This window comes from Streptomyces asiaticus (assembly GCF_018138715.1).
Lineage (GTDB): Bacteria > Actinomycetota > Actinomycetes > Streptomycetales > Streptomycetaceae > Streptomyces > Streptomyces asiaticus.
On record NZ_JAGSHX010000006.1, the window covers coordinates 4,308,321 to 4,329,079 of the forward strand.

The following is a 20,759-nucleotide window of genomic DNA, read 5'->3' on the forward strand; positions in this document are numbered from 1 at the left end:
GCCCGCCGCAGGCGTCAAGAGCCTCAGCGCGTCAACCGGTATGCGTAGCCGGGGACGAACATCCCCGCACCGGCGGCGCAGCCGTCCGCCTGACCCGGCTGCTTGACCCACAGGAAGGCATCGACCCCGGGGATGCCCGTTGCCGCGGTGGGGGGCCTGCCCAGCTTGCGGCCCGGCGGATCGCAGAAGCTGTGCTTACGCGTGGGCCCCGCCCCGTTACGGCTGGTGTCCACCACAACCCCCAGCCGGGGCCGGCGCAGCTCCCGGATCACCGACAGCCCGTAGCGCACCTCGTCCGCGGTGGCGTTGAAGTTGGAGACGTTGACCGCTATCCCGTCCCCGTACCGCTCTATACCGGCGCGCCGCAGCCGCTCGGCCATGGTCCGCGCGGGCTGCCATCCGGAGTTCCCGGCGTCGTAGTACACCCGGGCGCGGGGCGCGCCCCGCTGGAGCGCCCGCGCCGCGTACGCCAGCGCCGCGAACCGATCCGCCTGCTGCCTCCGCTTGAGACAGCTCATATGGGCCAGCGCGTCCGGTTCGAGGATGACGATCGCGCGCCCGTCCCCTATCCCCCGGGTGAGGGCGTCGCTCCAGCGCCGGTAGGCGGCCGTGTCCCCGGCGCCGCCGGAGCTCAGCTGCTGGCAGTCGCGCTGGGGGATGGTGTAGGGGACCAGCACCGGCAGCCGTCGCTGGGCGGCGGCGGTGCGGACCAGGTCGCGGGCCCGCTCCTCGATCAGGGACTCATTGGTCTCGGTGAGCCAGGCGGCCTGGGGCTCGGCGGCGATCCGCCGGGCGATGGTCGTCGCCCGCCGGTCGTGCGGATGGCCCCGCACCCAGGTCGCGGCCGGGTTGTGGGGGTCGACGTAGAAGCGGGTCGTGGCCGGGAAGAACGGCTTGGCCACGGGGAGCGACGGCTTGGTGGCGGGCGGTCGCACCGGGCCCACGAACAGGGCCTGCACAGTGGTCGCCGCCATCACCACCTCGACCACCAGCACCATCACGATCAGCTGGGCGACGACGCCCCGCCCCGCCCACCGGGAGGTGCGGGCACGCGCCGGAGGGCGGGGGCGGCGGTCGCGGCAGCACAGTTTCGTGATCATGGCGAGTCCTGCCCGGCCTCAGCCGTGGTGGGAGTTGTCGGGCGGCCTGCGGCGGCTGATGAGCACCACCGCCAGGATCGCGAGCACCACCAGGACTCCGGCCACCACACCTATCGTGACCAGGGCGGATTCATCCCCCTCGGTTTTGGGGCCGGCGGAGTCCGGGGTGGCCGACGGATGGCGGCGGGGCGCGGAGAGCTCGGCGGAGGCGGGGGGCGCGGCCCGGTCCGCCAGCGCCTTGGCCGGGGCGATCACCCCGTACCCATAGCGCGGGTCGTGGCCCGAGGAGCCCTTGCGGTCGGCGGTGTCGATCAGCTTCTGGACCACCTGGTTGGCGTTCCAGCGGGGGTGCTCCGAGCGCAGCAGCGCGGCGCCCGCCGCGACCCAGGGCGCCGCGAAGCCGGTGCCGTCGCCGGTCCAGTAGTCGTTGTTGCCGGAGGTGGTGAGGATGGCGACGCCGGGGGCGGCCAGGAGGGTCTTCCCGCCGTGGTGGGAGGAGGTCCAGACGGCGCCCTTCTTGTCGGTGGCCACCACGGCGATCACTCCGGGGAGGGCGGCCGGGTAGGTGGGCCGGTTGCCGATCTTGCCGTTGTCGCCCGCGCCGGCCACGATCACGGCGTCCTTGTCGACGGCGTACTTCACCGCGGACCGCAGTGCGGGGGTCGGCCGCTTGAAGCTGACGGCCAGGTCGATGACGCGCACGCCATGGTCCACCGCGTGCCGGATGGCCTTCGCGGTGGGGTCGGCGAGGGGTTTTCCGTCGCGGTAGACGCCGAGCGGCATCACCTTGGCCTTGGGCGCGAGCCCGTACACCCCGTCGCCGCGGTAATTGCGGCCGGTCCCGGCGATGATTCCGGCGGCATGGGTGGACTGCTCGGCCGTCTTGCCGCCGTCCCGGGTGCCGTAGCCGCCGCTGCCGCCCGCGAAATCCTTTCCGCGGACCACGCGGCCGCGCAGATCCGGATGGGAGGCGTCGACCCCGGTGCCGATGACCGCCACGGTCACTCCGGCGCCTTTGCTGAATTTCCAGGCGCGCTCCGCCTTGAGCGCGGCCAGCGCCCATTCGGAATCATGTAGCCCACCGGAATCGTGCAGTCTGCGGGAATCGTGCAGTCTGCGGGAATCGGAATGACTTGCCGCAGCCGGCGTGGCCAGTGCGAGTGTCATCACGGCGATGACCGCTCCGGCCCGGCCGGCGAATGGATGGCGTGACATCACGTGACCTGACATTACGTCACCTACTCTCCTCGCACGGGGCGCAAGGCCGTCCGGCCCATTTCATCTTTGGGCATCCCCCGCAGGTACTGGCACCCGCGAGAGGGTGAGCGTGCCGTCCCTTCTTTGGGGGACCGGTCCGGATACCCCGGACCCGGCTCTCCCCAATACGGGGGAGAGGAGTGGTCCACCGAAGGTGTACCACCCGCTCCCCCGGGCGCGGGTACTACCTCTTTTTCGGGTGACGCACTCTTGGGTCAACGGCGATAAGAGCCTCCTGTCGAGGGAGTCGCGATGCAGCGTTTCCGAACGTTCAGCGAGCGCACCGGAGAGCCGGGCGATGAGGCGGACAGCACCGACCGTCATGCCCGCAGGCGGGCCGGAATACTGTTCCGAGTCCGCCAGGTCCGGAACCCGATGGCGGGCATGCCCGGTCTGGCCCTGCGTTTCGCGGTGGTCGGCGGGGGCGGTGTGGTCGTGAACTCGGTGGTCCTCTTCGTCCTCTACCACTGGGCCGGACTGCCGCTGCTGGTGGCGTCGTCGATAGCGGTGGAAATCGCCGTCGTTCACAACTACCTGCTGAACGACCGGTGGACCTTCGCGGTGGCCACTCCGTCCCTCGGCCGATTCATCAAGTTCAATGTCTCGGTCCTGGGCGGACTCGGGGTCAATGTGCTCATCGTCTGGTCACTGGTGCGCACCGGAATGCATCTGCTGTTGGCGAATTGCCTCGGCATCGCGGCGGCATTCGCGGTCAACTTCGCGTCGAGTACCGGCTGGGTCTGGGGGAGGCGGAGCCGATGATTGTCGCCATCATCTACCTGCTGCTGATCGTGGTCTCGATCCTGCTCACCGTGCAGTCGGCCCATGTCCTCTATCTCATGCTCTACACCTGGGACCGGGCGGATGCCGAACGGAAGGCCCGGGCGCCGGATGAATTCCTGCCGCCCCAGATCTCCTTCAGTGTCCTGCTGCCCGCCCGGCATGAGGAAGACGTCATCCAGAGCACCATCGAGCGCGTGGTGCGGGCCAACTATCCGGCCGAACTGCTGGAGGTCTTCGTGATCTGCTCACAGGACGACGACGGCACGATCAAAAAGGCCGAGGAGAAGATCGACGACCTGAAGCGGAAAGGGCTGCACAATGTGCGGGTCGTGGTGTTCGACGACAAGCCGATCAACAAGCCGCACGGCCTCAACACCGCCCTTCCGCACACCGCCAACCAAGTGGTGACGATCTTCGACGCGGAGGACGACATCCACCCCGAGATCTTCTCCCTGGTGAACACCGTGATGGTGCAGGAGAAGGTCAAGGTGGTCCAGGCCGGTGTGCAGCTGATGAACTACGAGTCCAACTGGTACTCGACGCTCAACGTCCTGGAGTACTTCTTCTGGTTCAAGAGCCGGCTGCACTACCACGCCCACTACGGCTCGATCCCGCTCGGCGGCAACACCGTCTTCTTCGCCCGTGAGCTGCTGCTGCGGCTCGGTGGCTGGGACGACCGCAACCTCACCGAGGACGCCGACATGGGGCTGCGGATATCCGCCATGGGCGAGCGGGTGCGCGTCGTCTACGACGACCGGTATGTGACCAAGGAGGAGACCCCGCCGACCCTCGGCCACTTCATCCGCCAGCGCACCCGCTGGAGCCAGGGCTTCATGCAGACCCTGAAGAAGGGCACCTGGAAGAAGATGCCGACGCGCAAACAGCGCTGGCTCGCCTTCTACGTCCTGGTGTTCCCGCGCGGGCAGGCGCTGTTGGGCATCTATCTGCCGATCTCGCTCGGCATGATCCTGATCCTCAAGGTGCCGGTGCTGATCGCGCTCTGCTCCTATCTGCCCGTTCTGCTGCTGGCCGCGCACTTTCTGGTCCAGGCGGTCGGCCTGTACGAGTTCACCGGCGCCCACGGCCTCGAGGCCTCGCCGAAGGCCCTCGTGCGCATGGCCATCGCCTGGTTCCCGTTCCAGATGGTGCTGGCGTACGCCGCGCTGCGGGCGATGCGGCGGGAGATGCTCGGCCGCCACGACTGGGAGAAGACACAGCACGTAGGCGCCCACCGGACCACCACCGAGGAGGCGGAGTCGCGTGTCGGATAACCCCACGCCCTCGCGGCCGGCGGCCGTCGACGCGAAAGGCCGGAACACCGCGACGGACAAGAACACCGCCGCGGACAAGAACACCGAGGCCCCCGCGCGGCGTCCGCGCCGCCGCCCGCGGTTCTCCGTGGAGCGCGGCTGGTTCCCGCCGCTGGGCCCCAAGGGCAGGATCGCCCTGGTCGCCTCCCTGCTGACCGGGCTGCTCACCCACGGCTACCACCTGTTCCGCTACCCCCTCTACCTCACCGACGAGGGCATCTACATGCAGCGGGCCTGGTCGCTGGTGCGGGAGACCAGTCTGTCCCCGTACACCTACGACTACGACCACGCCCCGCTGGGCTGGATCACCCTGGCCGGGTGGGTCTTCCCGCTGCCGAAGCAGTTCGAGACCTTCGGGAACGCGATCAACACCGGACGGTTCCTGATGCTGCTGGTGCATGTCGCGGCCGTCTATCTGCTGTTCGAGATCGCCCGGCGGCTGTCCGGCAGTGTGCTGGCCGCCACCGTCACCTCGTTCCTCTTCAACGTCTCGCCGATCGCGGTCTACTTCCAGCGGCAGGTCCTGCTGGACAACCTGATGATGCTCTGGCTGCTGCTGAGCCTCTTCATGCTGCTCAGGCGGGAAGTCACGATCAGATCGGTGTTCGGCGGCGGACTGGCCCTGGGGATCGCGCTGATCACCAAGGAGAACGCGATCTTCTTCGTGCCCAGCTTCATGTACCTGCTCTACCGAAGGGTCAAGGGGTCCGCCAGCAGCCGGTTCACCAGCACCCTCTGGCCGTTCGCCGCGGCCACCCCGATCGGCGCCTATGTGACCTACGCGCTGCTCAAGAACGAGCTGCTGCCGAGCGGTTTCGACTTCGACCTGAACAATCCGCCCGCGGACCATGTCTCGCTGCTCTACACCCTGTGGTGGCAGCTCAACCGCAGCCAGGGCACCCTCTTCAGCCACACCGGTCTGCTGCAGACCAGCTGGCTGGTCCGGGACAAGTACCTGCTGATCGCCGGGGTGTGCGCGATGGTGATGTGCCTGTGGATCGGCACCCGGGACCGCAGGCGCAACCTGGGCTTTCTGATCGCCGGGACGCTGGCCTTCGGATACGCCTTCTACCTGGTGCGCGGCAGCGTGGTGCTGGACTTCTACGTCACCCCGCTGATCCCGATGTTCGCGCTCAACATCGGCATGATCACCGACCGGCTGCTCAAGGGCTCGTTCGCCAATCGATTCATGCGCGGCGCGCATTCCCTGACCCGGGTCGCCGTACCGTCGTTCGTCGCCGTTCTGCTGCTGGTCTCACCGGCCTCCGGATATCTCGTGCACACCAATACCGAGGGCCGTACGCAGATCGCCGACCAATACCAGTCCAAGATCAACCTGACCGGAATGCAGCATGCCCAGATCGCCTGGGTGCGCAAGCACGTACCGCCGAATTCACGCATCATCATGGACGACGACCTATGGGGTGAGCTGCACGATGTGCGCCCGTTCTACCCGTACGCACATTCCCACTGGAACGCCTCGTCCGACCCGGATGTGCGCGACAAGCTCTTCAGGAAGAAATGGCAGAACGTCGACTACATCATCATGTCGAACAAGATGCGCAAATCGATGATGACCAACAATGCCGACGGTCGGGAGAACTGGATTCTCCAGGCGCTGCGTAATTCCACCCGCGTCTGGTCGGAAACCGAGGGCAATATCAAGCTGGAAATCTACCGTGTGCAGTAGCCATGGGAAGAGGAGGTGAAGGCCATGCCTGAGTACGACGACGACTGGGATGTTCCGGAGGACAGGGATGATCCCGAGAACGAGGAGCACACCCCCGACGGTGAGAAGAAGAAAAAGCTCACCTGGAAGACCGTCCTGCTCGCACTCGTGGTCTTCGCGATCGTCGGATCGCTCGTCCAGGTGGTCGCGCGCGGCGGCTTCGGAGGCGCCCTGAACACCACCGGCAGCGGAGGCGGCGGCGCCCCGAAGAAGGAGCAGCACTCCCGGCACGAGCAGGAGATACGCCCGCCCAAGCAGCCCAAGACCATCAAGCTGGGCAATCAGCGGGTCCCCCAGGCGTCCGGCCCGATCATCGTGATCAACCCGGGCCTGGTCACCCCCGGCGGCAGCGCCGCGGTCGAGGGCGGCGGCTTCGACAAGAAGGCCACCGTGGACATCCTGCTCAAGGCCCGGAAGTCGGACACCAAGGGCCGCGCCATCGGCAGCGTCCGCTCGGACCGGTTCGGGTCGATCTACGCCCGGTTCACCATGCCCGACACCGCGGGCAACCGGCCCGCGACCCTGGTCGCCCAGCAGCGCGGCAGCACCAAGACGGCGGAGGCCAAGGTGATCACCGGCGGCGCCGTCGGGACCGCCAAGATCAACAAGCTGGTGGGCCGCCCCGGCGACGTGGTGACGGTCTCGGCCCGCGGCTTCCGCCCGGGTGAGCCGATCGACGTCTTCTGGGGACGGACCACCGGCATCCCCGTCACCACGCTGCACACCGACGGCAGCGGCGGCGTCGCGCACGCGGCGATCAAGGTGGGCGTGGCCCCGACCGGCTCCAGCACCCTGGTCCTGGTGGGCAAGCGCAGCAAGACCACGGCCACCGCGCCCTTCCAGATGCTGGCCATGTACCCGTCGATGAAGTCCAAGCCGTACGCGCTCAAGGCCGGTCAGCGGATCACGCTGTCCGCCAACAAGTTCGCGCCCGGCGAGCGGGTGCTGGTCTACATCAACTCCACCGGCGGTCTGCCGGCCTTCACCGCCCAGGCGAACGGCATGGGCCAGATCCGCGACGTGGCGTTCAACGTGCCGTTCGGCCTCAAGGGGCGGCAGACGCTGATGGCGATCGGCGACCAGAGCCGGGCCGTGGTCCGCTCGGGCTTCACCGTGCTGCCGTACACCCCGTCCGCCGAGCCCAGCGCCTTCGGCGGCAGGGCGGGCACCACGCTCAGCTTCTATGTCGCGGGGTTCGCCCCGGGCGAGACGGTGACCGCCTACGCCGGTTCGGGCTCGAAGGCCCAGCGCAAGATCGGGACCTTCCAGGTGGACAGCCGGGGCAAGGCAGCGGCCGTGGGCTCGTACAAGATCACTCCGGCGGATGAGAGCGGTGTGTCCTTCCAGCTCATCGGCCAGAAGAGCGGTGGCGTCGCCAGGGCGAGCATCAACATGTCCCAGGGCCGCGGGGATTAGGGACCGCGAGTGGCGCCGAGGGAGAACGTGGGCCGGGCCGTGCCGTCCGCCGGAGAGCGGCGGAAAGCGGCGGGAAGCTGCCGGACACGGCCGGACACGGCCGGGAAACAGGCCCACGTTCCAGGGAGCGACCGGCCGCCGACGGCCGTGGGGCGGCTCACCCGGGCGGCTCACCAGTTCCGTAGATGTACCATGCGTCCTGGAGTGTCCTATGAGTGTAATTTTCGGCCCTAACTCACGAAGAGTCCTACAATTCCTGACCCACATCGAGGACCTCTCCCCGGAGGAGATCGATCGGGTGGCCGATCTGTGGAAGCAGACGTCCAGCCAGACCCGCGCCGAGGGCTGGGCGGTGGTCCACCGCACCACCACCCCCGAGGAGCGGTACCGGATCCTGGTCGCCGCCTCGGTGGCGCGCCGGGCCGCCCTGGACGCCGCGCGGAACCACAAGAAACACGACTGGGCCTTCTGGGCCGCGGTCTGGGACGCCGCGACCGCGGTCGCCGTCTGCGACCGCATCGGAAGCCACTACAACGTGCTGGTCGCGCCGCTGGCCGCGGTCATGCCCTCGCTGGCGCACTGCCGGCGCGATGAATTCGAGCCCCGCGAGTTGCAGGGCGCCGTCCTCAAGGGAGGTGGGTAGCGATGGGCGACAACCGGATCGCCGTTGTGGTGGCCGATGACGACCCGGCCGTCCGCGAGGCGCTCGCCGACCTCATCGACTCCCACCCGGACCTGGAGCTGGTGGGCCTGGCCATCAACCATGAGCAGGCCGTGCGCGCGGCGGTGGACCACCGCCCACAGGTCGTGATCATGGATGTGCACATGCCCAGGGGCGACGCTCCCGACAGCGTCCGGGCCATCCGCGACCAGGTCCCCGAGGCCCGGGTGGTGGCCCTGTCCGCCCACGGCGAACGCGAGACCGTGCTGAACATGCTCGCCGTCGGGGCCAGCGGCTATCTGGTCAAGGGCACCCCCGCCGAGGAGATCCTCGAGGCGATCGTCCGGGCCGCCCGCGATCAGTTCAGCATGTCCGTCGAGCTGCTCGCCGACTGCGCCGAACCGCTGCGCCGCGCCGAGCGCGCCTCCTGGCGGTTCGAGGACCTGGTCGGCAACCGCCTGGAGGACTCGTACCTGGAGCTGCTCGGCCACGCGCCCTGCGGAGTGCTCGTGGTCGGCCCCCGTGGCCGGATCGAGTACGCCAACGCCCACATCCGGCACATGTTCGGCTACGGCTCGGCCGAGCTGCGCGACAAGCGGCTGCGGGACCTCGTCCCCGAGCGCTACCGCACCGCCTCCGAGCAGCTGATCGGCCGGGTCTTCACCGCACCGTCCGCGATGAGCGGCCGCCGCCGCGACGGCAGCGAGTTCCCCGCCCAGTTCAGCGGCGGCCATCTACAGGGCCGGCAGCCCCGCGGAGTGGTCTTCGTCGCCGACCTCAGCCAGCTGCGGGCGGCCGAGAGCCGGTTCCGCCAGCTCATCGAGTCCTCCCCGGACGCGATGCTGATCGTGGACACCAGCGGCCGGATCCAGGCGGCCAACCACCGCACCGAGGCGCTCTTCGGCTACGACCGCGACCATCTGATCGGCCGGGCCGTGGAGGCGCTGCTGCCCGACCAGCCGCTCACCGTCTCGCTGCGCGAATGGGACGACAGCCTGGAGGAGCCGGTCGGCCACAGCATGGAGCTGGTCGGGCGGCGCAGCGACACCAAGCAGTTCCCCGCCGACGTCAGCATCAGCCCGCTGCGTACGGAGGAGGGCCTGCTCACCGTCCTGACCGTCCGCGACATCACCGAGGTGCAGCGCGCCCAGTTCGTCCTGGAGCGCAGCCTGGAGCTGCTGGAGGTCACCGACCGCGACCGCCAGGCGCTGCTCAGCCATCTGGTCCACGCCCAGGAGGCCGAGCGCGGCCGGATCGCCGCCGACATCCACGACGACACCATCCAGGTGATCACCGCCGCCAGTCTCCGCCTCCAGCAGCTGCGCCGGCGGCTGCGGGACCCGGACGAGCAGCGGGTGATGGACAAGCTGGACGAGACCCTGAAGCTCTCGCTCAGCCGGCTGCGCCAGCTGATCTTCGACCTGCGGCCGTCCAGCCTGGAGCACGGCTGTCTGGCCGGGGCGCTGCGCGGCCTGCTGGAGCAGATACGCACCGAGACCGGCATCACCTACCGGCTGGAGGACCGGCTCACCGCCCATCCCCCGGCCGAGACGATGGCGCTGATCTACCGGACCGCCCAGGAGGCGCTGGTGAACGTGCGCAAGCACGCCCACGCCAAGACGGTCCATGTGCAGCTGCTCGGGCTCGACGACGGCTGCCTGGTGCGGATCGTCGACGACGGCGAGGGCTACAACCCGCTCGAGGTGGAGTCCCGCCCCGGCCACCTCGGGCTCTCCCTGATCCAGGAACGGGCCCAGATCGCGGGCGGCTGGTGCCGGATCGAGAGCGAGCCCGGCTCCGGCACCACCGTGGAGTTCTGGGTGCCGCTCGGCACTCCCGCGGACGCGCCGCTCGCCGCTCCCGACTCGCCCGAGTCCCCCGACTCCCCCGAAGGGGACCCGCAACCGTGACCGCACCTCCCGAGTTGACGAAGGTGCTGATCGTCGAGGACCACCGGGTGGTGGCCGAGGGGCTGTGGGCCCTGCTGGCCGAGTACTCGGATCTGACGGTGGTCGGCTGGGCCGACTCGGTCGCCGAGACCGTGCCCATGGCCAAGGAGCTGAAGCCCGATGTGGCACTGGTCGACTTCCGGCTGCCCGACGGCACCGGGGCCGACGCGGCCGGCGGCATCCGGGCCCATGACCCGTCCGTCGCCATCGTGATCCTGAGCGCCGACGCCAGCGACTCGGCGCTGCTGGCCGCCGTGGAGGCGGGCGCCTGCGGCTATCTGCTGAAGTCGGCGAGCGGCGACGAGATCGCGTCCGCCATCCGCTCGGCCGCCGAGGGCGAGACCCTCATCCCGGCCAGCACGCTGGTGGAGGTGCTGGCACGGCACCGCGAGAACGCGCGGTCCACCGCCGAGCAGACCGAGCGCCTGGAGAGCCTGACCCCGCGCGAGCAGGAGATCCTCACGCTGATGAGCCACGGCCTGGACAACCGCGCCGTCGCGGAGCGGCTGAGCATCAGCTACGCCACCGTGCGCACCCATGTGCGCAGGATCCTGGAGAAGCTGGAGGCACGATCGCAGCTGGAGGCGGTCGCGAAGGCCGCCGAATTCGGCTTCAAGCCCGCACAGCCGGAGGGGCCGGAGGAGTGAGGAGGAGTGAGTGACGGGCTGATCTGACCCGTGTCCGCCTTCGGTACGGCGGTGGCCCCCTCTGGTAGGGGGCCGTTTGCGTTTCGCCGTACGGGTTCCCCTGGACGGGCCCGTACGGATGGGGGCGGGGGCAGCCGGGGCCTGGGGCGGGGCGGCCGGAGGGTGGGGAGCCGGGGCGGGGGCAGCCGGGGGACGGGCCAGCCGGGGCAGGACAGCCGGGGCCAAATGGGACGACAAATCCCCCTTCGGATGGAATCGCGGAGCTACCGAGACGGGTTCCCTCCTCATGCGAGTCCCTGGACGGATCCGATGCCCGCTCAGCCGCGGGCACACGATCGCCTTCCTGGTGACCGCCGCCTGTTACGCGGCGGTCCTCACGGCCGTCCTCACCGGCTCGCAGCTCGTCCGGTTCGACTGGCAGGTGGCCCTGTTCAAGCCGTACGCACAGTGGCCGCGGGTCCGGCCGGTGCTGGACGCCTTCGTCATCACGGGCCAGCGCGGCCCCACCGCCCTGGCCGCCCTGGCCTGGGCCGTCTGGCGCGGCGGCCGGACCCGGAGCCTCCGTCCGCCGCTGGTCCTGGGCGTGGCGCTGCTGCTGCTCAACGTGAGCGTCGGCGCCGTCAAGATCCTCACCGGGCGGCTGGGCCCGTACGACGCCCGGACCCCCGGGTCCGCCGAGCTCTTCCACGGCGGCATGGTCTTCCCCTCCGGCCACGCCGCGAGCGCCGTCGTCGTCTGGGGCACGCTCGCCTATCTCGCCGGTCACCACCGGCGGACGGGCGCGCTGGTCGCCTGCGTGATGGCCGTCGGCGTCGGTCTGACCACCATCTATCTGGGCACCCACTGGGTCAGTGACGTCCTGGGCGGATGGGCGGCGGGCGTCCTCGTCCTGCTGGCCCTCCCCCTCTTCGAACCGCTGATCGCGACCGTTTCCGCGTATGTCTCCGCCCGTGCGGCGGGGTACTCCATGGGCAGGTGAACCAAGTGGCGCTTCGCGTGCTGATCGCAGACGACCATGCGGTGGTCCGGCAGGGCCTGCGCATGATCCTTGGCCTCGACAACGACATCAAGGTGGTCGGCGAGACGACCAACGGCCGGGAAGCCGTGCGGCTGGCCCGGGAGCTGTGCCCCGACGTCGTCCTGATGGATCTGCTGATGCCGGTGATGGACGGCGTGTCCGCCACGGCGGAGATCCGCCAGGACCTCCCCGAGGTCGAGGTGGTGGCGCTGACCAGCTCCCTCGACGACGCCATGGTCATGGGCGCGGTCCGGGCGGGCGCCATCGGCTTCCTGCTGAAGAACGCCGAGGCCGACGACCTCCGCAACGCGGTGAAGGCCGCGGCCGCGGGCCAGATCCATGTCTCCCCCGCCGCGATCTCCCGGCTGATGGGCCAGGTCAGGGAGCCCAGCGGCCCGGAGCAGCTCACCGAGCGGGAGACCGAGGTGCTGACCATGCTCGCGCGCGGCAAGGCCAACAAGGAGATCGCCCACGATCTGCGGATCGGCCAGCAGACGGTGAAGACGTATGTGAGCCACATCCTGACCAAGCTCGGGGTGCACAGCCGGACCCAGGCGGCGGTCTACGCGGTGCAGTCCGGCCTGGTGCCCGCGGGTGAGCTCACCCCTCCGGAAGCAGTGAAGTCGACGACGAGGGAGCAGTGGTGGTCGGCGTGATCAGTACACGATGGACCCCGACCCGGCGGAGACGGAGCGCCACCGCGCTCGCCGAGGTCACCCAACACATCCTGGCGGGCGAGACCGCCGACGCCACGCTCCGGCTGATCGCCCGCCGGGTGCGGGAGCTCCTGGGCGCCGATATGGCCCGGGTGATGGTGCTGGAGCCGGGCGACGTCCTGACGATACGGGCCACCGACGGCGCCCCGTGGACCGCGCCGAGCGGACCGCTGACGCCCGGCGGCTCCTCCCCCGCCCGCCAGGCGATCCGGGCCGGACGGCCCACGGTCTCCGGCGCCGAACGGCGGCCGCGCCGCCGCGGCCGGGACCCCCGGCACGCGGTCCCGGCCGCGGTGCTGGACGTGCCGCTGCTGGTACGCGGCCACCCCGTGGGGGTGATCGAGGTGGCGAACCGCGGCGGGGGGCGCCGGCTCAGCCATGCCGATGTGAGCACCGTGGGACTCTTCGCGGCGGCCGCGGGCCATGCGGTCGCCCAGATCCGGCACCGGGAGCATCTGCGGCGGCTGGCGTCGGCGGCGGCCGGACCGGGCACCAACGGTTCCGGGGGCTCTTCCCTGGGGTCTTCGGAGCTCCCGGATCCTTCGGGGCCGTCGGTGGCGCCGGGGGCCGTGGGGCCTTCGGGGTTCGCCGGGGCCGCCGGGGCTTCGGGGTCCGCCGGGACTTCGGGGTCCGCCGGGACTTCGGGGTCCGCCGGGCCCTCCGGTTCTCCGTGGGGCTCGTCCGGTTCTCCGTGGGGCTCGTCCGGCCCCTCGGTGTTCCCCCGTCCCTCCGGCCCCTGCGTACGGCGGACCCTGGACTCCCTGGCCGCGGGCGCGGTGGCCCGTACCGGCGCCGCGAGCTGCACGGTCTATCTGCTGGAGCCCGGCCCGTCGGCGAATCTGCGCCTGGTCGGCGGCGGCCACGGCCACACCCCGCCGTCGCGGAAACCGGCGCTGGAGGCGATCGGCGGGGCCGCGCCCGTCATCCACGGCGGCGGCCGTACCGGCGCGGACGGCGAGGGCCCCGCGCGCGGCGCGGTGGCCGCGTGGCCGCTGCTGCGCGAATCCACCGCGATCGGCGCGATGTGCTGCCACTTCCCGCCCGGCCGCGACCCCGGCGAGGCGGACATCACCCTCCTGGAAGTGATCGCGGGGCATGCGTCCTGCGCGGTGGAGAACGACCGGCTGCGGGCGGCCACCCAGGACAAGGCCGTCCACGAGGAGCGGCATCGCATCTCGCGCGAGCTCCACGACTCGGTCTCACAGGCGCTCTACGGCATCGCGCTGGGCGCCCGTACCGCCCGCGAGATGCTGGAGCGCGACATCGACAGCGCGGAGCCGGTGGAAGGCCGGACCGGGACGTCGAGTCCTGCGCGGGCGCCGGGCCGGGTCGATCCGGTGGCGGGCCACGAGACCGCCGGAGAGGTCGTGGACCTCGCCGAGCTGACCGAACTCGCCGAGCCCATCGAGTACATACGGCGGCTCGCGGACGCCGCGATCGCCGAGACCCGGACCCTGCTGTGCCGGCTGCGGCCCGAATCGCTGGAGGCCGAGGGCCTGGTGGCCGCGCTCACCCAGCATGTCGAGGCGCTCCGGGCCCGGTACGGGATCGCCACCGAGGCGAAGCTGGACGCCGAACCGGAGACCACACCGGAGGCCAAGCATGCCCTGTACCGGATCGCCCAGGAGTCGCTGCACAACGTCGCCAAGCATGCGCAGGCCCGGAACGTACGGCTCCATCTGCTGAACGAACCGGGCGCCATCACCTTGACGGTCGCCGACGACGGCGTGGGCTTCGACTGCAAGGGCTCCTTCCCCGGCCATCTCGGACTGCTCTCCATGCGGGAGCGGGCCCGTGAGGTGGGCGGCACGCTGAACGTGGACAGCCGCCCCGGACAGGGAAGTCGCATCCGGGCCAGGATCCCGGCCGCGCCGGACTCCTGATCCGGCGCCCTGGGACCACTTGTTGACGACGTCCTGAAACCAGCCGCCGATGACACGCCCTCAAGCCCACTACTGACGACATATGAGACATTTCTGTCCATGCAGCCGACCGTGCGGGACCACGCGCTGGCGGACGGCCTCCGGGTCGGCCAAGCGGCGGTGGAAGAGGGCCTGTTGCGGGCCACCAAGAGCGATGTGCCGTTCATCACCGAGGCCGCGCGGGAGCTCACGCGCACGGCCGGGCGGCGGCTCCGGCCGCTGCTGGTGCTGCTGGCGGCGCGGTTCGGCGACCCCGGCGCACCGGGCGTGGTGCCCGCCGCCGTGGTCGTCGAGCTGACCCATCTGGCCACCCACTACCACGACGACGTCCGGGACGAGGCGGCCGTACGACGCGACGCCCCGCGCCCGGACGCCAACTGGGACAACACGGTGGCGGTGCTCACCGGCGACTTCCTCTTCGCCCGCGCCTCGCACATCCTGGCCGACCTGGGGCCGGAGGCCGTACGGATCCAGGCCCAGGCGTTCCGGCGGCAGGTCACCGGCCAGATCCTGGAGACGGCCGGACCGTGCGAGGGCCGCGACCCCGTCGAGCACCATCTGGACGTGCTGGCGAGCCGGACCGGCTCACTGACCGCCGTCTCCGGACGGCTGGGCGCGCTGGCCTCGGGTGCGGATCCGAGCGTCGCGGACGCGCTCGCGCGGTACGGCGAACGGCTGGGCGTGGCGAGCCATCTCGCCGACGAGGTGGCGGCCCCCACCGCCCGCCGCCCCACCCTGCCCGTCCTGCTGCTGGCGGGGGCCGCCGACCCCGCGGACCGGGAGCTGCACGAGCTGCTCACCGGGCCCGCCGAGCGGGCGGGGCACGCGGAGGCGGTGGGGCACGCGGAGGCGGTGGGGCACGCCGAGTGGGCGGGGCACGCGGAGGCGGTGGCGCGGCTGCGCACCCATCCGGTCCTGGACCGGGCCCGCGAGGAGACCGCCCGCCAAGCCGACGCGGCCCGCGCGGCCCTGTCGACGCTGCCCGGCTGCCCGGCGCGGGACGTCCTGGAGTCGCTGTGCGAGACGGTCGTCGCCCCTACGGCACCCAGTAGTTGTGGCTGACCACCAGCATCGACTGGAGCTGCACCCCCGCCGCGTAGGCGCGGGCCGGATCGGGCGGGGCGGCGCACATCCGCGCCCACAGCGCGTCCAGCCAGCCCTGCGCCGCCCCGGCCTCTTCGTGGTCCGCGCCCTCGTCCGCGCCCTCGCCCTCGTCCCCGCCCTCGTCCGCGCCCTCCGTCAGCGCGGCGACCGCGAAGGGCGCGAAGAAGGCGGGCGAGCCCGGGTCCCCATAGGCCGTGCCGTCGAGCCGGTATCCACTCCGGATCCGCCCGGGATCACCGCCCGTCGCCGCCCTCGCCCAGCGGCTGAGTCCCCGCGCGGCCGCCCGGGTGCGTGCGTCGCCGCTGGTCACCGCGTCGGCGCCGAGCCGCCAGGGGGCGCGGCAGGCGTTCCAGTGGTAGTCGCCGTCATGCGGGCTCTCCAGGACCTGACCGGGCGCGGGCCTCGGCTCGCCGGACGTGGTGTCCACGACGAAGTCGGGGAGCAGCCCGGTGGCCGGGGCATGGCGGGCGTGCAGCTCCCCGGTCAGCGACAGATGGGCGTCCAGCACCTCGTCCCACCGCGGATCGCCGGTGGCCGCCCGGAACGCCCGGAAGTGGTCCGGCATCCAGTCCGACGTACGGGAGACCTCGTCATAGCGGCCCGAGGACCAGTCGCCGAGCCTGGTCAGCCGGGTGGTGGGGTGCACCTCGCACTCCATGACGGCGTCGATCCGCCGTACCGCGAGCGCCTCGTAGTCGTAGCCGTAGTCGTGGTCGTGGTCGTAGTCGTCGTGGTCATACCCGCCGTAGTCGTCGTGGCCGCCGCACCCGCCATGGCCGCTCCCCCACTGCCGGTCCGCGAGCAGCAGCCCGTACGCGATGTCGAGGTCGCCGTCGGTCGCCGAGTCCCGTCCCCCGACGTCCCGGCCCCCGGCGTCCTGCTGGGCGGCGTGCAGATCGGGGTGGTGCACGGAGGGGTGGGCCAGGACATACCGGAGGATGCCGTCGAAGAGGGCGTGGGCGTCGGGGTCGGCGCCCGCCATCAGCGCGGTGATCACCAGTCCGTAGCCCTGGGCCTCGGACACGAAGGGGTACGCCGCGTCGGGGGTGAACACCGCGCGCCGGCCCCGGCCGCCCACCTCGTCGCCCGACCGCAGGAAGTACGCCTTCCACAGCTCGTAGTGGCCCAGGACCCGCCGGTCGGCCGCCGCCGGGTCGCCGTCGCGGGAGGGCCGGAGCGTGCCGGGGGCGTACGGGATGGCATGCGCCCCGAAGGGGACGCGGGCCTCGGCGCGTCCCGTCATCGGAGCCGACGCCGCCGGCCCCGCCGTGCCAGCCGCACCAGCCCGAAGACGATGTCGACCACCAGCACCACCACACCGATGACCAGCAGATAGCCCAGACCGTGCACCACCCAGCCGATGAGGCCGAGCACGATGGCCACGATCACCAGGAACAGGAAGAGCGCCACCGCCGACCCCTCTCCTCGATCGTCACGAGTCCTCGGCCATCAGCGGCGCGCGAGCTGCCGCCCGCCGCCCGGACCCGACTGGTACGTCTTCCCGTAGTGCTGGAAGATCGCGCCCTCCTGCTCCGCGGGCAGCACATCGTCCATGCCGAGCGAGGGTGCCTTCTTCACCAGCGACCGCGTGTAGGAGACCTTCACATAGCCCGGCCCGACCACCGCGTCGTCCACGGGGACGAACACCAGACGGTGGCGGGTGGGCAGTCCGGTGCGGACGGTGGCCATGGCGGGCTCGTCGGTGGACGTGGCCACGTAGATCGCCTCGAGCACCCCGATCTTGCGGCCCTGCTCATCGACGACATCCTGGTCGCGCCACTCACGGATATCGGCTGGCTGGATCATGACGTATCACCCTCTGACCTCTGCCCTTCCAGCCTGCCTCCGCTCACCGCGGGACGCCACGCCATCCGGCCACCAGGAGTAACCGAGTGTTCGAAAGAGCATGAATTGATCAGGTGTGCCGGATTCCCGAAGGGGTACTCGGCGCGGCGAGGAGGTTGGTAATCATGGTCCCCCTAATTGTCGTTCTACTTCTCGCCCTGCTGCTCTTCGGCGCCGGATTCGCTCTGAAGGCTCTGTGGTGGATCGCGGTCATCGTGCTCGCCGTCTGGCTGATCGGCTTCATCGTCCGTCCAACGGTCGGCGGCCGGCGAGGGCGGTGGTATCGCTGGTAGCCCGAAGCCGGCACAGATAAACCACAACGCGATACCGAAGGGGCCCGGCCGGAGAAATCTCCGGCCGGGCCCCTTCGGTCGTGTTCTGTTGTAATCAGCGGCGTCGTGATCAGCAGCGCGGCGGCAGTGCCCCTTCGTACGGCCCTTTCGTACCCGGGCCTACTCCTCCGTACGCGGACCTACTCCTCGGTGAGCATGCCGCGCCGCAGTCGGCCGAGCGCACGGCTGAGCAGCCGGGAGACATGCATCTGGGAGACGCCGAGCTCGGTGCCGATCTCGGACTGCGTCATCTCCTCGCCGAACCGCATCTGAAGAATGCGGCGGTCCCGCTCACCGAGCTGCTCCACCAGCGGCTTGAGCGCGTGCAGGTTCTCCACGGCCTCCATGGCCGGGTCGACGTCGCCGAACCGGTCCGCGTACGTGGTCACGCGGGTGGCGCCGCCCTCCTGGTCCGCGGGCGCGTCCAGCGAGGTGGTGAGATAGCCGTTGCTGGCCACCAGTCCGTCGACGACCTCGTCCTCGCTCAGCCGCAGATGCTCCGCGAGCTCGGCCGTGGTGGGAGACCGGTCCAGCCGCTGGAACAGCTCCTCGTTCGCCTTGGCGAGGTCGATCCGCAACTCCTGGAGCCGGCGGGGGACATGCACCGCCCAGCTGGTGTCGCGGAAGAACCGCTTGATCTCGCCGACGATGTACGGAACGGCGAAGGTGGTGAACTCCACCTCACGGCTCAGGTCGAACCGGTCGATCGCCTTGATCAGCCCTATGGTGCCGACCTGGACGATGTCCTCCATCTCCACCGAGCGGTTGTGGAACCGCCGGGCGGCGTACCGGACCAGCGACAGATTGAGCTCGATGAGGGTGTTCCGCACGTACTGGTACTCGTGCGTCCCCTCCTCCAGCTCCGTCAGCCGATCCAGGAACGTCTTGGTCAGCGCCCGTGCGTCCTTGGGCGCCACCTTTGCCGGATCGTCCACCGTGGGCAGATCGACGGGACCGGCGGTCTTGACTCCATCCACTGCAATGTCACTTACGCGAACGTCATGTGCCTGCTCAGCTTCCGCTGCTGTCAGCATCGACATCGTCGCGGGTGCCGTGTCGTTCACCGTCGCACTCCCTATATCGGCTGCATGCATAGGCTGATTGGGGTCCCGTCTACCCACCCTCCATGCCCTCATGCCTCCTTCTTCTGGACGGACGGCGGGCCGGTGAACACCACCAGGCCGCCGACGAGGGCCAACGCCATGAGCACGGCCCCGAAGACGGTCGCCCCCGCCGTCAGCCCCACCGCGTCACTGAGATAACCCGCCGTTACCGGCAGTACGCCCGCGGGCACATAGCCGCCGACGTTGAGCGCCGCGTTGGCCTCCGCCAGACGGCCCGGCGGAACACTGGAGTTGAGCAGCGACAACCCACCGAGCTGCCCCATCCCCTGCCCCGCGCCGGCCAGCAGCGCGGCGGCGACGAGCAGCGGCACGGAGGAGGCGCGGACGGCGGCGATGAGCGCACCCATGCCGATCGTCGTACTGACCGCACCGGCGAGGAGGATCGTCCGCCGATCCAGCCGCTGGACCGCGAACTGCGCACCGGTCGCGGTGAGGAACATCACGAAGGCCATGGCCCCCGCGACCACGGGGCTGGTGGTGTGCAGCAACCCGGAGAGCAGCGACGGCCCGAGGGACAGCACGAAGGAGGTGGCGGTGATGCCGGGGGCGAAGACGGCGATCCCCATGAGGAGTTCCCCACCACTCCCCCGAGGCACCCCGGGAATCCGCACCCAGGCCCTGCTCGCGGGCACGGACCGTGCGGACGCGGACCGTTCGAGCACGGACCGTGCGGACGCGGACGGTGCGGACGCGGACGGTGCGGACGCGGACGGTGCGGACGCGGACCGCGCTGGCACACCGGAGGAACCACGCAACGGCATCCGCACCACGACCAGGACCGCCGCCACCAGCAGCACCGCCTCCAGGGCGAACACCCCCTCGCCCAACACGCCCGCGAGCAACGGCCCAAGACCGGCCCCGAACACCATCGCGCACGAGGCCAGCAGCGCCGCCAACCGCCGTCGCCCCGGCCCGGCCACATCGGTCACCGCCGCCATTCCGGCGGAGACCACGGCGCCGACCGCGATCCCACTGAACAGCCGCGCCACGAGCAGCGCGGCCACGCTCGACGCACTCGCGAAGATCGCGCACGCTGCCAGCGCGAGCCCGAGCGCGGGCAGCAGCACGGGCTTACGCCCCACCCGGTCCGAGACCACACCCGAGACCAGCAGCGAACCGAGCAACCCGACGATGTAGCAGGCGAAGATCACCGTCAGGGTGCCCTTGGAGAACCCGATGTCGCGCTGCCACCGCACATACAGCGGCGTGGCCGCGTTCGAGAGGACGAACACCGCGGTCACCGGCCACGCGGCGGTCCACACCCACCGGGTGGCGACGCCGTCTTCCCCTCCGTCGGCCTCCCGCACACCCGAGACCACCCCCACCCGACTCCCGAACACCACAGCTCCTCCCGACGAACACTCAGTACGACTTGAGTCGAACTTAGCATGCAGTACGATTGGACTCGTACAAAGAGCCGCGCACCGAGGACCCACAGGACCCGCCCATGACCCCCCGGACCACCGAAAACGAACGCCCCGCCATCAAGGTGCTCTCCGAACCCCCGGACCTCCCGCCCCCGCTCCCGGAGCCGGCCGCGGAGGACATCCGTCTGGAGACGGTCCTGGCGGCGCTGAGCGATCCCCTCCGCCTCCGCATCGTGCGCAAACTCCTTCTCGAATCGGAGAAGTTCGACCACACCTGCGGCTGGTTCGGCCTCGACCGCCCCAAGTCCTCCCTCACCCACCACTTCAAGGCCCTCCGCGAGGCAGGCATCACCCGTCAGCGCCAATACGGCCTGGAGCGCCGCAGCCATGTCCGGGTCGCCGACCTCAACGCCCGCTTCCCCGGCCTCCTGGACCTCGTGGCCGACTGGACCCCGCCGGAGCGGTGACGGCAGGCGTTA

General features: G+C 70.7%; 20 protein-coding genes. 13 read left to right on the top strand and 7 right to left on the bottom strand.

Annotation, left to right across the window (positions count from 1 at the left end; translation table 11 throughout):
• Nucleotides 1-23: 23 nt before the first annotated feature.
• Together KHP12_RS25495 and KHP12_RS25500 are read right to left on the bottom strand one after the other, a co-directional pair.
• Nucleotides 24-1,100 carry a glycoside hydrolase family 6 protein gene (locus KHP12_RS25495; RefSeq protein ID WP_210609473.1) on the bottom strand — a complete coding sequence of 359 codons (1,077 nt, stop codon included), beginning with the start codon at nt 1,098-1,100 and terminating at the stop codon, nt 24-26.
• An 18-nt stretch (nt 1,101-1,118) separates the two neighbouring features.
• On the bottom strand, nt 1,119-2,105 hold the full coding sequence (locus KHP12_RS25500; protein ID WP_308016936.1) for a S8 family serine peptidase: 987 nt from the start codon (nt 2,103-2,105) through the stop codon (nt 1,119-1,121).
• 504 nt (nt 2,106-2,609) lie between these two features.
• Here KHP12_RS25500 and KHP12_RS25505 point away from each other — a divergent pair.
• The 11 genes from KHP12_RS25505 to KHP12_RS25555 all read left to right on the top strand — a co-directional run bounded on the left by KHP12_RS25505 (nt 2,610) and on the right by KHP12_RS25555 (nt 15,570).
• The gene (locus KHP12_RS25505) at nt 2,610-3,119 is read left to right on the top strand and encodes a GtrA family protein (protein ID WP_086881473.1); all 510 of its coding nucleotides are present in this window, start codon (nt 2,610-2,612) and stop codon (nt 3,117-3,119) included.
• Nucleotides 3,116-4,411: a glycosyltransferase gene (locus KHP12_RS25510; RefSeq protein ID WP_086881474.1), complete on the top strand. Its 1,296-nt coding sequence runs from the start codon at nt 3,116-3,118 to the stop codon at nt 4,409-4,411. Before KHP12_RS25505 ends, KHP12_RS25510 begins: the two co-directional genes overlap by 4 nt.
• Nucleotides 4,401-6,140, top strand: coding sequence for a glycosyltransferase family 39 protein (locus KHP12_RS25515; protein ID WP_244202746.1), 1,740 nt, complete (start codon nt 4,401-4,403; stop codon nt 6,138-6,140). Before KHP12_RS25510 ends, KHP12_RS25515 begins: the two co-directional genes overlap by 11 nt.
• 24 nt (nt 6,141-6,164) lie before the next feature.
• Nucleotides 6,165-7,595, top strand: coding sequence for a hypothetical protein (locus KHP12_RS25520; protein WP_086881475.1), 1,431 nt, complete (start codon nt 6,165-6,167; stop codon nt 7,593-7,595).
• 211 nt (nt 7,596-7,806) lie between these two features.
• The gene (locus tag KHP12_RS25525; RefSeq protein WP_046087158.1) at nt 7,807-8,238 is read left to right on the top strand and encodes a hypothetical protein; all 432 of its coding nucleotides are present in this window, start codon (nt 7,807-7,809) and stop codon (nt 8,236-8,238) included.
• A 2-nt stretch (nt 8,239-8,240) separates the two neighbouring features.
• Nucleotides 8,241-10,166 (top strand): PAS domain S-box protein, encoded by a 1,926-nt coding sequence (locus tag KHP12_RS25530; protein WP_086881476.1) that lies wholly within the window; start codon nt 8,241-8,243, stop codon nt 10,164-10,166.
• Entirely contained in the window at nt 10,163-10,852 is a 690-nt protein-coding gene (locus KHP12_RS25535) for a response regulator (RefSeq protein WP_210609475.1), read from the top strand. The genes KHP12_RS25530 and KHP12_RS25535 overlap by 4 nt, the downstream gene beginning before the upstream one ends.
• Nucleotides 10,853-11,198: 346 nt before the next feature.
• Complete coding sequence (locus KHP12_RS25540) at nt 11,199-11,831, top strand: phosphatase PAP2 family protein (RefSeq protein ID WP_244202493.1); 633 nt, start codon at nt 11,199-11,201, stop codon at nt 11,829-11,831.
• Nucleotides 11,832-11,836: 5 nt separating this feature from the next.
• The gene (locus KHP12_RS25545; protein ID WP_086879565.1) at nt 11,837-12,526 is read left to right on the top strand and encodes a response regulator; all 690 of its coding nucleotides are present in this window, start codon (nt 11,837-11,839) and stop codon (nt 12,524-12,526) included.
• The gene (locus tag KHP12_RS25550) at nt 12,523-14,469 is read left to right on the top strand and encodes a sensor histidine kinase (RefSeq protein ID WP_210609476.1); all 1,947 of its coding nucleotides are present in this window, start codon (nt 12,523-12,525) and stop codon (nt 14,467-14,469) included. Before KHP12_RS25545 ends, KHP12_RS25550 begins: the two co-directional genes overlap by 4 nt.
• A gap of 99 nt (nt 14,470-14,568) precedes the next feature.
• Complete coding sequence (locus KHP12_RS25555; RefSeq protein ID WP_210609479.1) at nt 14,569-15,570, top strand: polyprenyl synthetase family protein; 1,002 nt, start codon at nt 14,569-14,571, stop codon at nt 15,568-15,570.
• Here the strand turns inward: KHP12_RS25555 and KHP12_RS25560 are convergent.
• From KHP12_RS25560 to KHP12_RS25570, 3 genes are read right to left on the bottom strand one after another with little or no spacing between them, the layout of a single operon-like run.
• Nucleotides 15,545-16,855: a glycosyl hydrolase family 8 gene (locus tag KHP12_RS25560; protein ID WP_086885891.1), complete on the bottom strand. Its 1,311-nt coding sequence runs from the start codon at nt 16,853-16,855 to the stop codon at nt 15,545-15,547. The genes KHP12_RS25555 and KHP12_RS25560 overlap by 26 nt on opposite strands.
• Complete coding sequence (locus KHP12_RS25565; RefSeq protein WP_166484241.1) at nt 16,852-17,022, bottom strand: hypothetical protein; 171 nt, start codon at nt 17,020-17,022, stop codon at nt 16,852-16,854. The genes KHP12_RS25560 and KHP12_RS25565 overlap by 4 nt, the downstream gene beginning before the upstream one ends.
• Before the next feature lie 39 nt (nt 17,023-17,061).
• Nucleotides 17,062-17,418, bottom strand: a complete 357-nt coding sequence (locus KHP12_RS25570; protein ID WP_037955377.1) for a PRC-barrel domain-containing protein — start codon at nt 17,416-17,418, stop codon at nt 17,062-17,064.
• A gap of 164 nt (nt 17,419-17,582) precedes the next feature.
• Here KHP12_RS25570 and KHP12_RS25575 point away from each other — a divergent pair, with 164 nt between their 5' ends.
• Complete coding sequence (locus KHP12_RS25575; protein WP_086885890.1) at nt 17,583-17,750, top strand: hydrophobic protein; 168 nt, start codon at nt 17,583-17,585, stop codon at nt 17,748-17,750.
• A gap of 179 nt (nt 17,751-17,929) precedes the next feature.
• Here KHP12_RS25575 and KHP12_RS25580 read toward each other — a convergent pair whose 3' ends face one another.
• Both KHP12_RS25580 and KHP12_RS25585 read right to left on the bottom strand, forming a co-directional pair.
• Nucleotides 17,930-18,829: an RNA polymerase sigma factor SigF gene (locus KHP12_RS25580; RefSeq protein ID WP_166484243.1), complete on the bottom strand. Its 900-nt coding sequence runs from the start codon at nt 18,827-18,829 to the stop codon at nt 17,930-17,932.
• A 92-nt stretch (nt 18,830-18,921) separates the two neighbouring features.
• Entirely contained in the window at nt 18,922-20,220 is a 1,299-nt protein-coding gene (locus KHP12_RS25585; RefSeq protein WP_425573848.1) for an MFS transporter, read from the bottom strand.
• A gap of 140 nt (nt 20,221-20,360) precedes the next feature.
• On the opposite strand from KHP12_RS25585, the gene KHP12_RS25590 reads away from it, so the two are divergent.
• Nucleotides 20,361-20,747: an ArsR/SmtB family transcription factor gene (locus KHP12_RS25590; protein ID WP_210609481.1), complete on the top strand. Its 387-nt coding sequence runs from the start codon at nt 20,361-20,363 to the stop codon at nt 20,745-20,747.
• The last annotated feature ends 12 nt before the right edge of the window (nt 20,748-20,759 follow it).

What these genes read in the sequence shown, in the direction of transcription:
- KHP12_RS25590 (WP_210609481.1), top strand. Translation starts at nt 20,361, where the DNA reads ATGACCCCCCGGACCACCGAAAACGAACGCCCCGCCATCAAGGTGCTC.
- KHP12_RS25530 (WP_086881476.1), top strand. Translation starts at nt 8,241, where the DNA reads ATGGGCGACAACCGGATCGCCGTTGTGGTGGCCGATGACGACCCGGCC.
- KHP12_RS25520 (WP_086881475.1), top strand. Translation starts at nt 6,165, where the DNA reads ATGCCTGAGTACGACGACGACTGGGATGTTCCGGAGGACAGGGATGAT.
- KHP12_RS25575 (WP_086885890.1), top strand. Translation starts at nt 17,583, where the DNA reads ATGGTCCCCCTAATTGTCGTTCTACTTCTCGCCCTGCTGCTCTTCGGC.
- KHP12_RS25570 (WP_037955377.1), bottom strand. Translation starts at nt 17,418, where the DNA reads ATGATCCAGCCAGCCGATATCCGTGAGTGGCGCGACCAGGATGTCGTC.
- KHP12_RS25560 (WP_086885891.1), bottom strand. Translation starts at nt 16,855, where the DNA reads ATGACGGGACGCGCCGAGGCCCGCGTCCCCTTCGGGGCGCATGCCATC.
- KHP12_RS25580 (WP_166484243.1), bottom strand. Translation starts at nt 18,829, where the DNA reads ATGTCGATGCTGACAGCAGCGGAAGCTGAGCAGGCACATGACGTTCGC.
- KHP12_RS25510 (WP_086881474.1), top strand. Translation starts at nt 3,116, where the DNA reads ATGATTGTCGCCATCATCTACCTGCTGCTGATCGTGGTCTCGATCCTG.
- KHP12_RS25555 (WP_210609479.1), top strand. Translation starts at nt 14,569, where the DNA reads ATGCAGCCGACCGTGCGGGACCACGCGCTGGCGGACGGCCTCCGGGTC.
- KHP12_RS25505 (WP_086881473.1), top strand. Translation starts at nt 2,610, where the DNA reads ATGCAGCGTTTCCGAACGTTCAGCGAGCGCACCGGAGAGCCGGGCGAT.
- KHP12_RS25495 (WP_210609473.1), bottom strand. Translation starts at nt 1,100, where the DNA reads ATGATCACGAAACTGTGCTGCCGCGACCGCCGCCCCCGCCCTCCGGCG.
- KHP12_RS25525 (WP_046087158.1), top strand. Translation starts at nt 7,807, where the DNA reads ATGAGTGTAATTTTCGGCCCTAACTCACGAAGAGTCCTACAATTCCTG.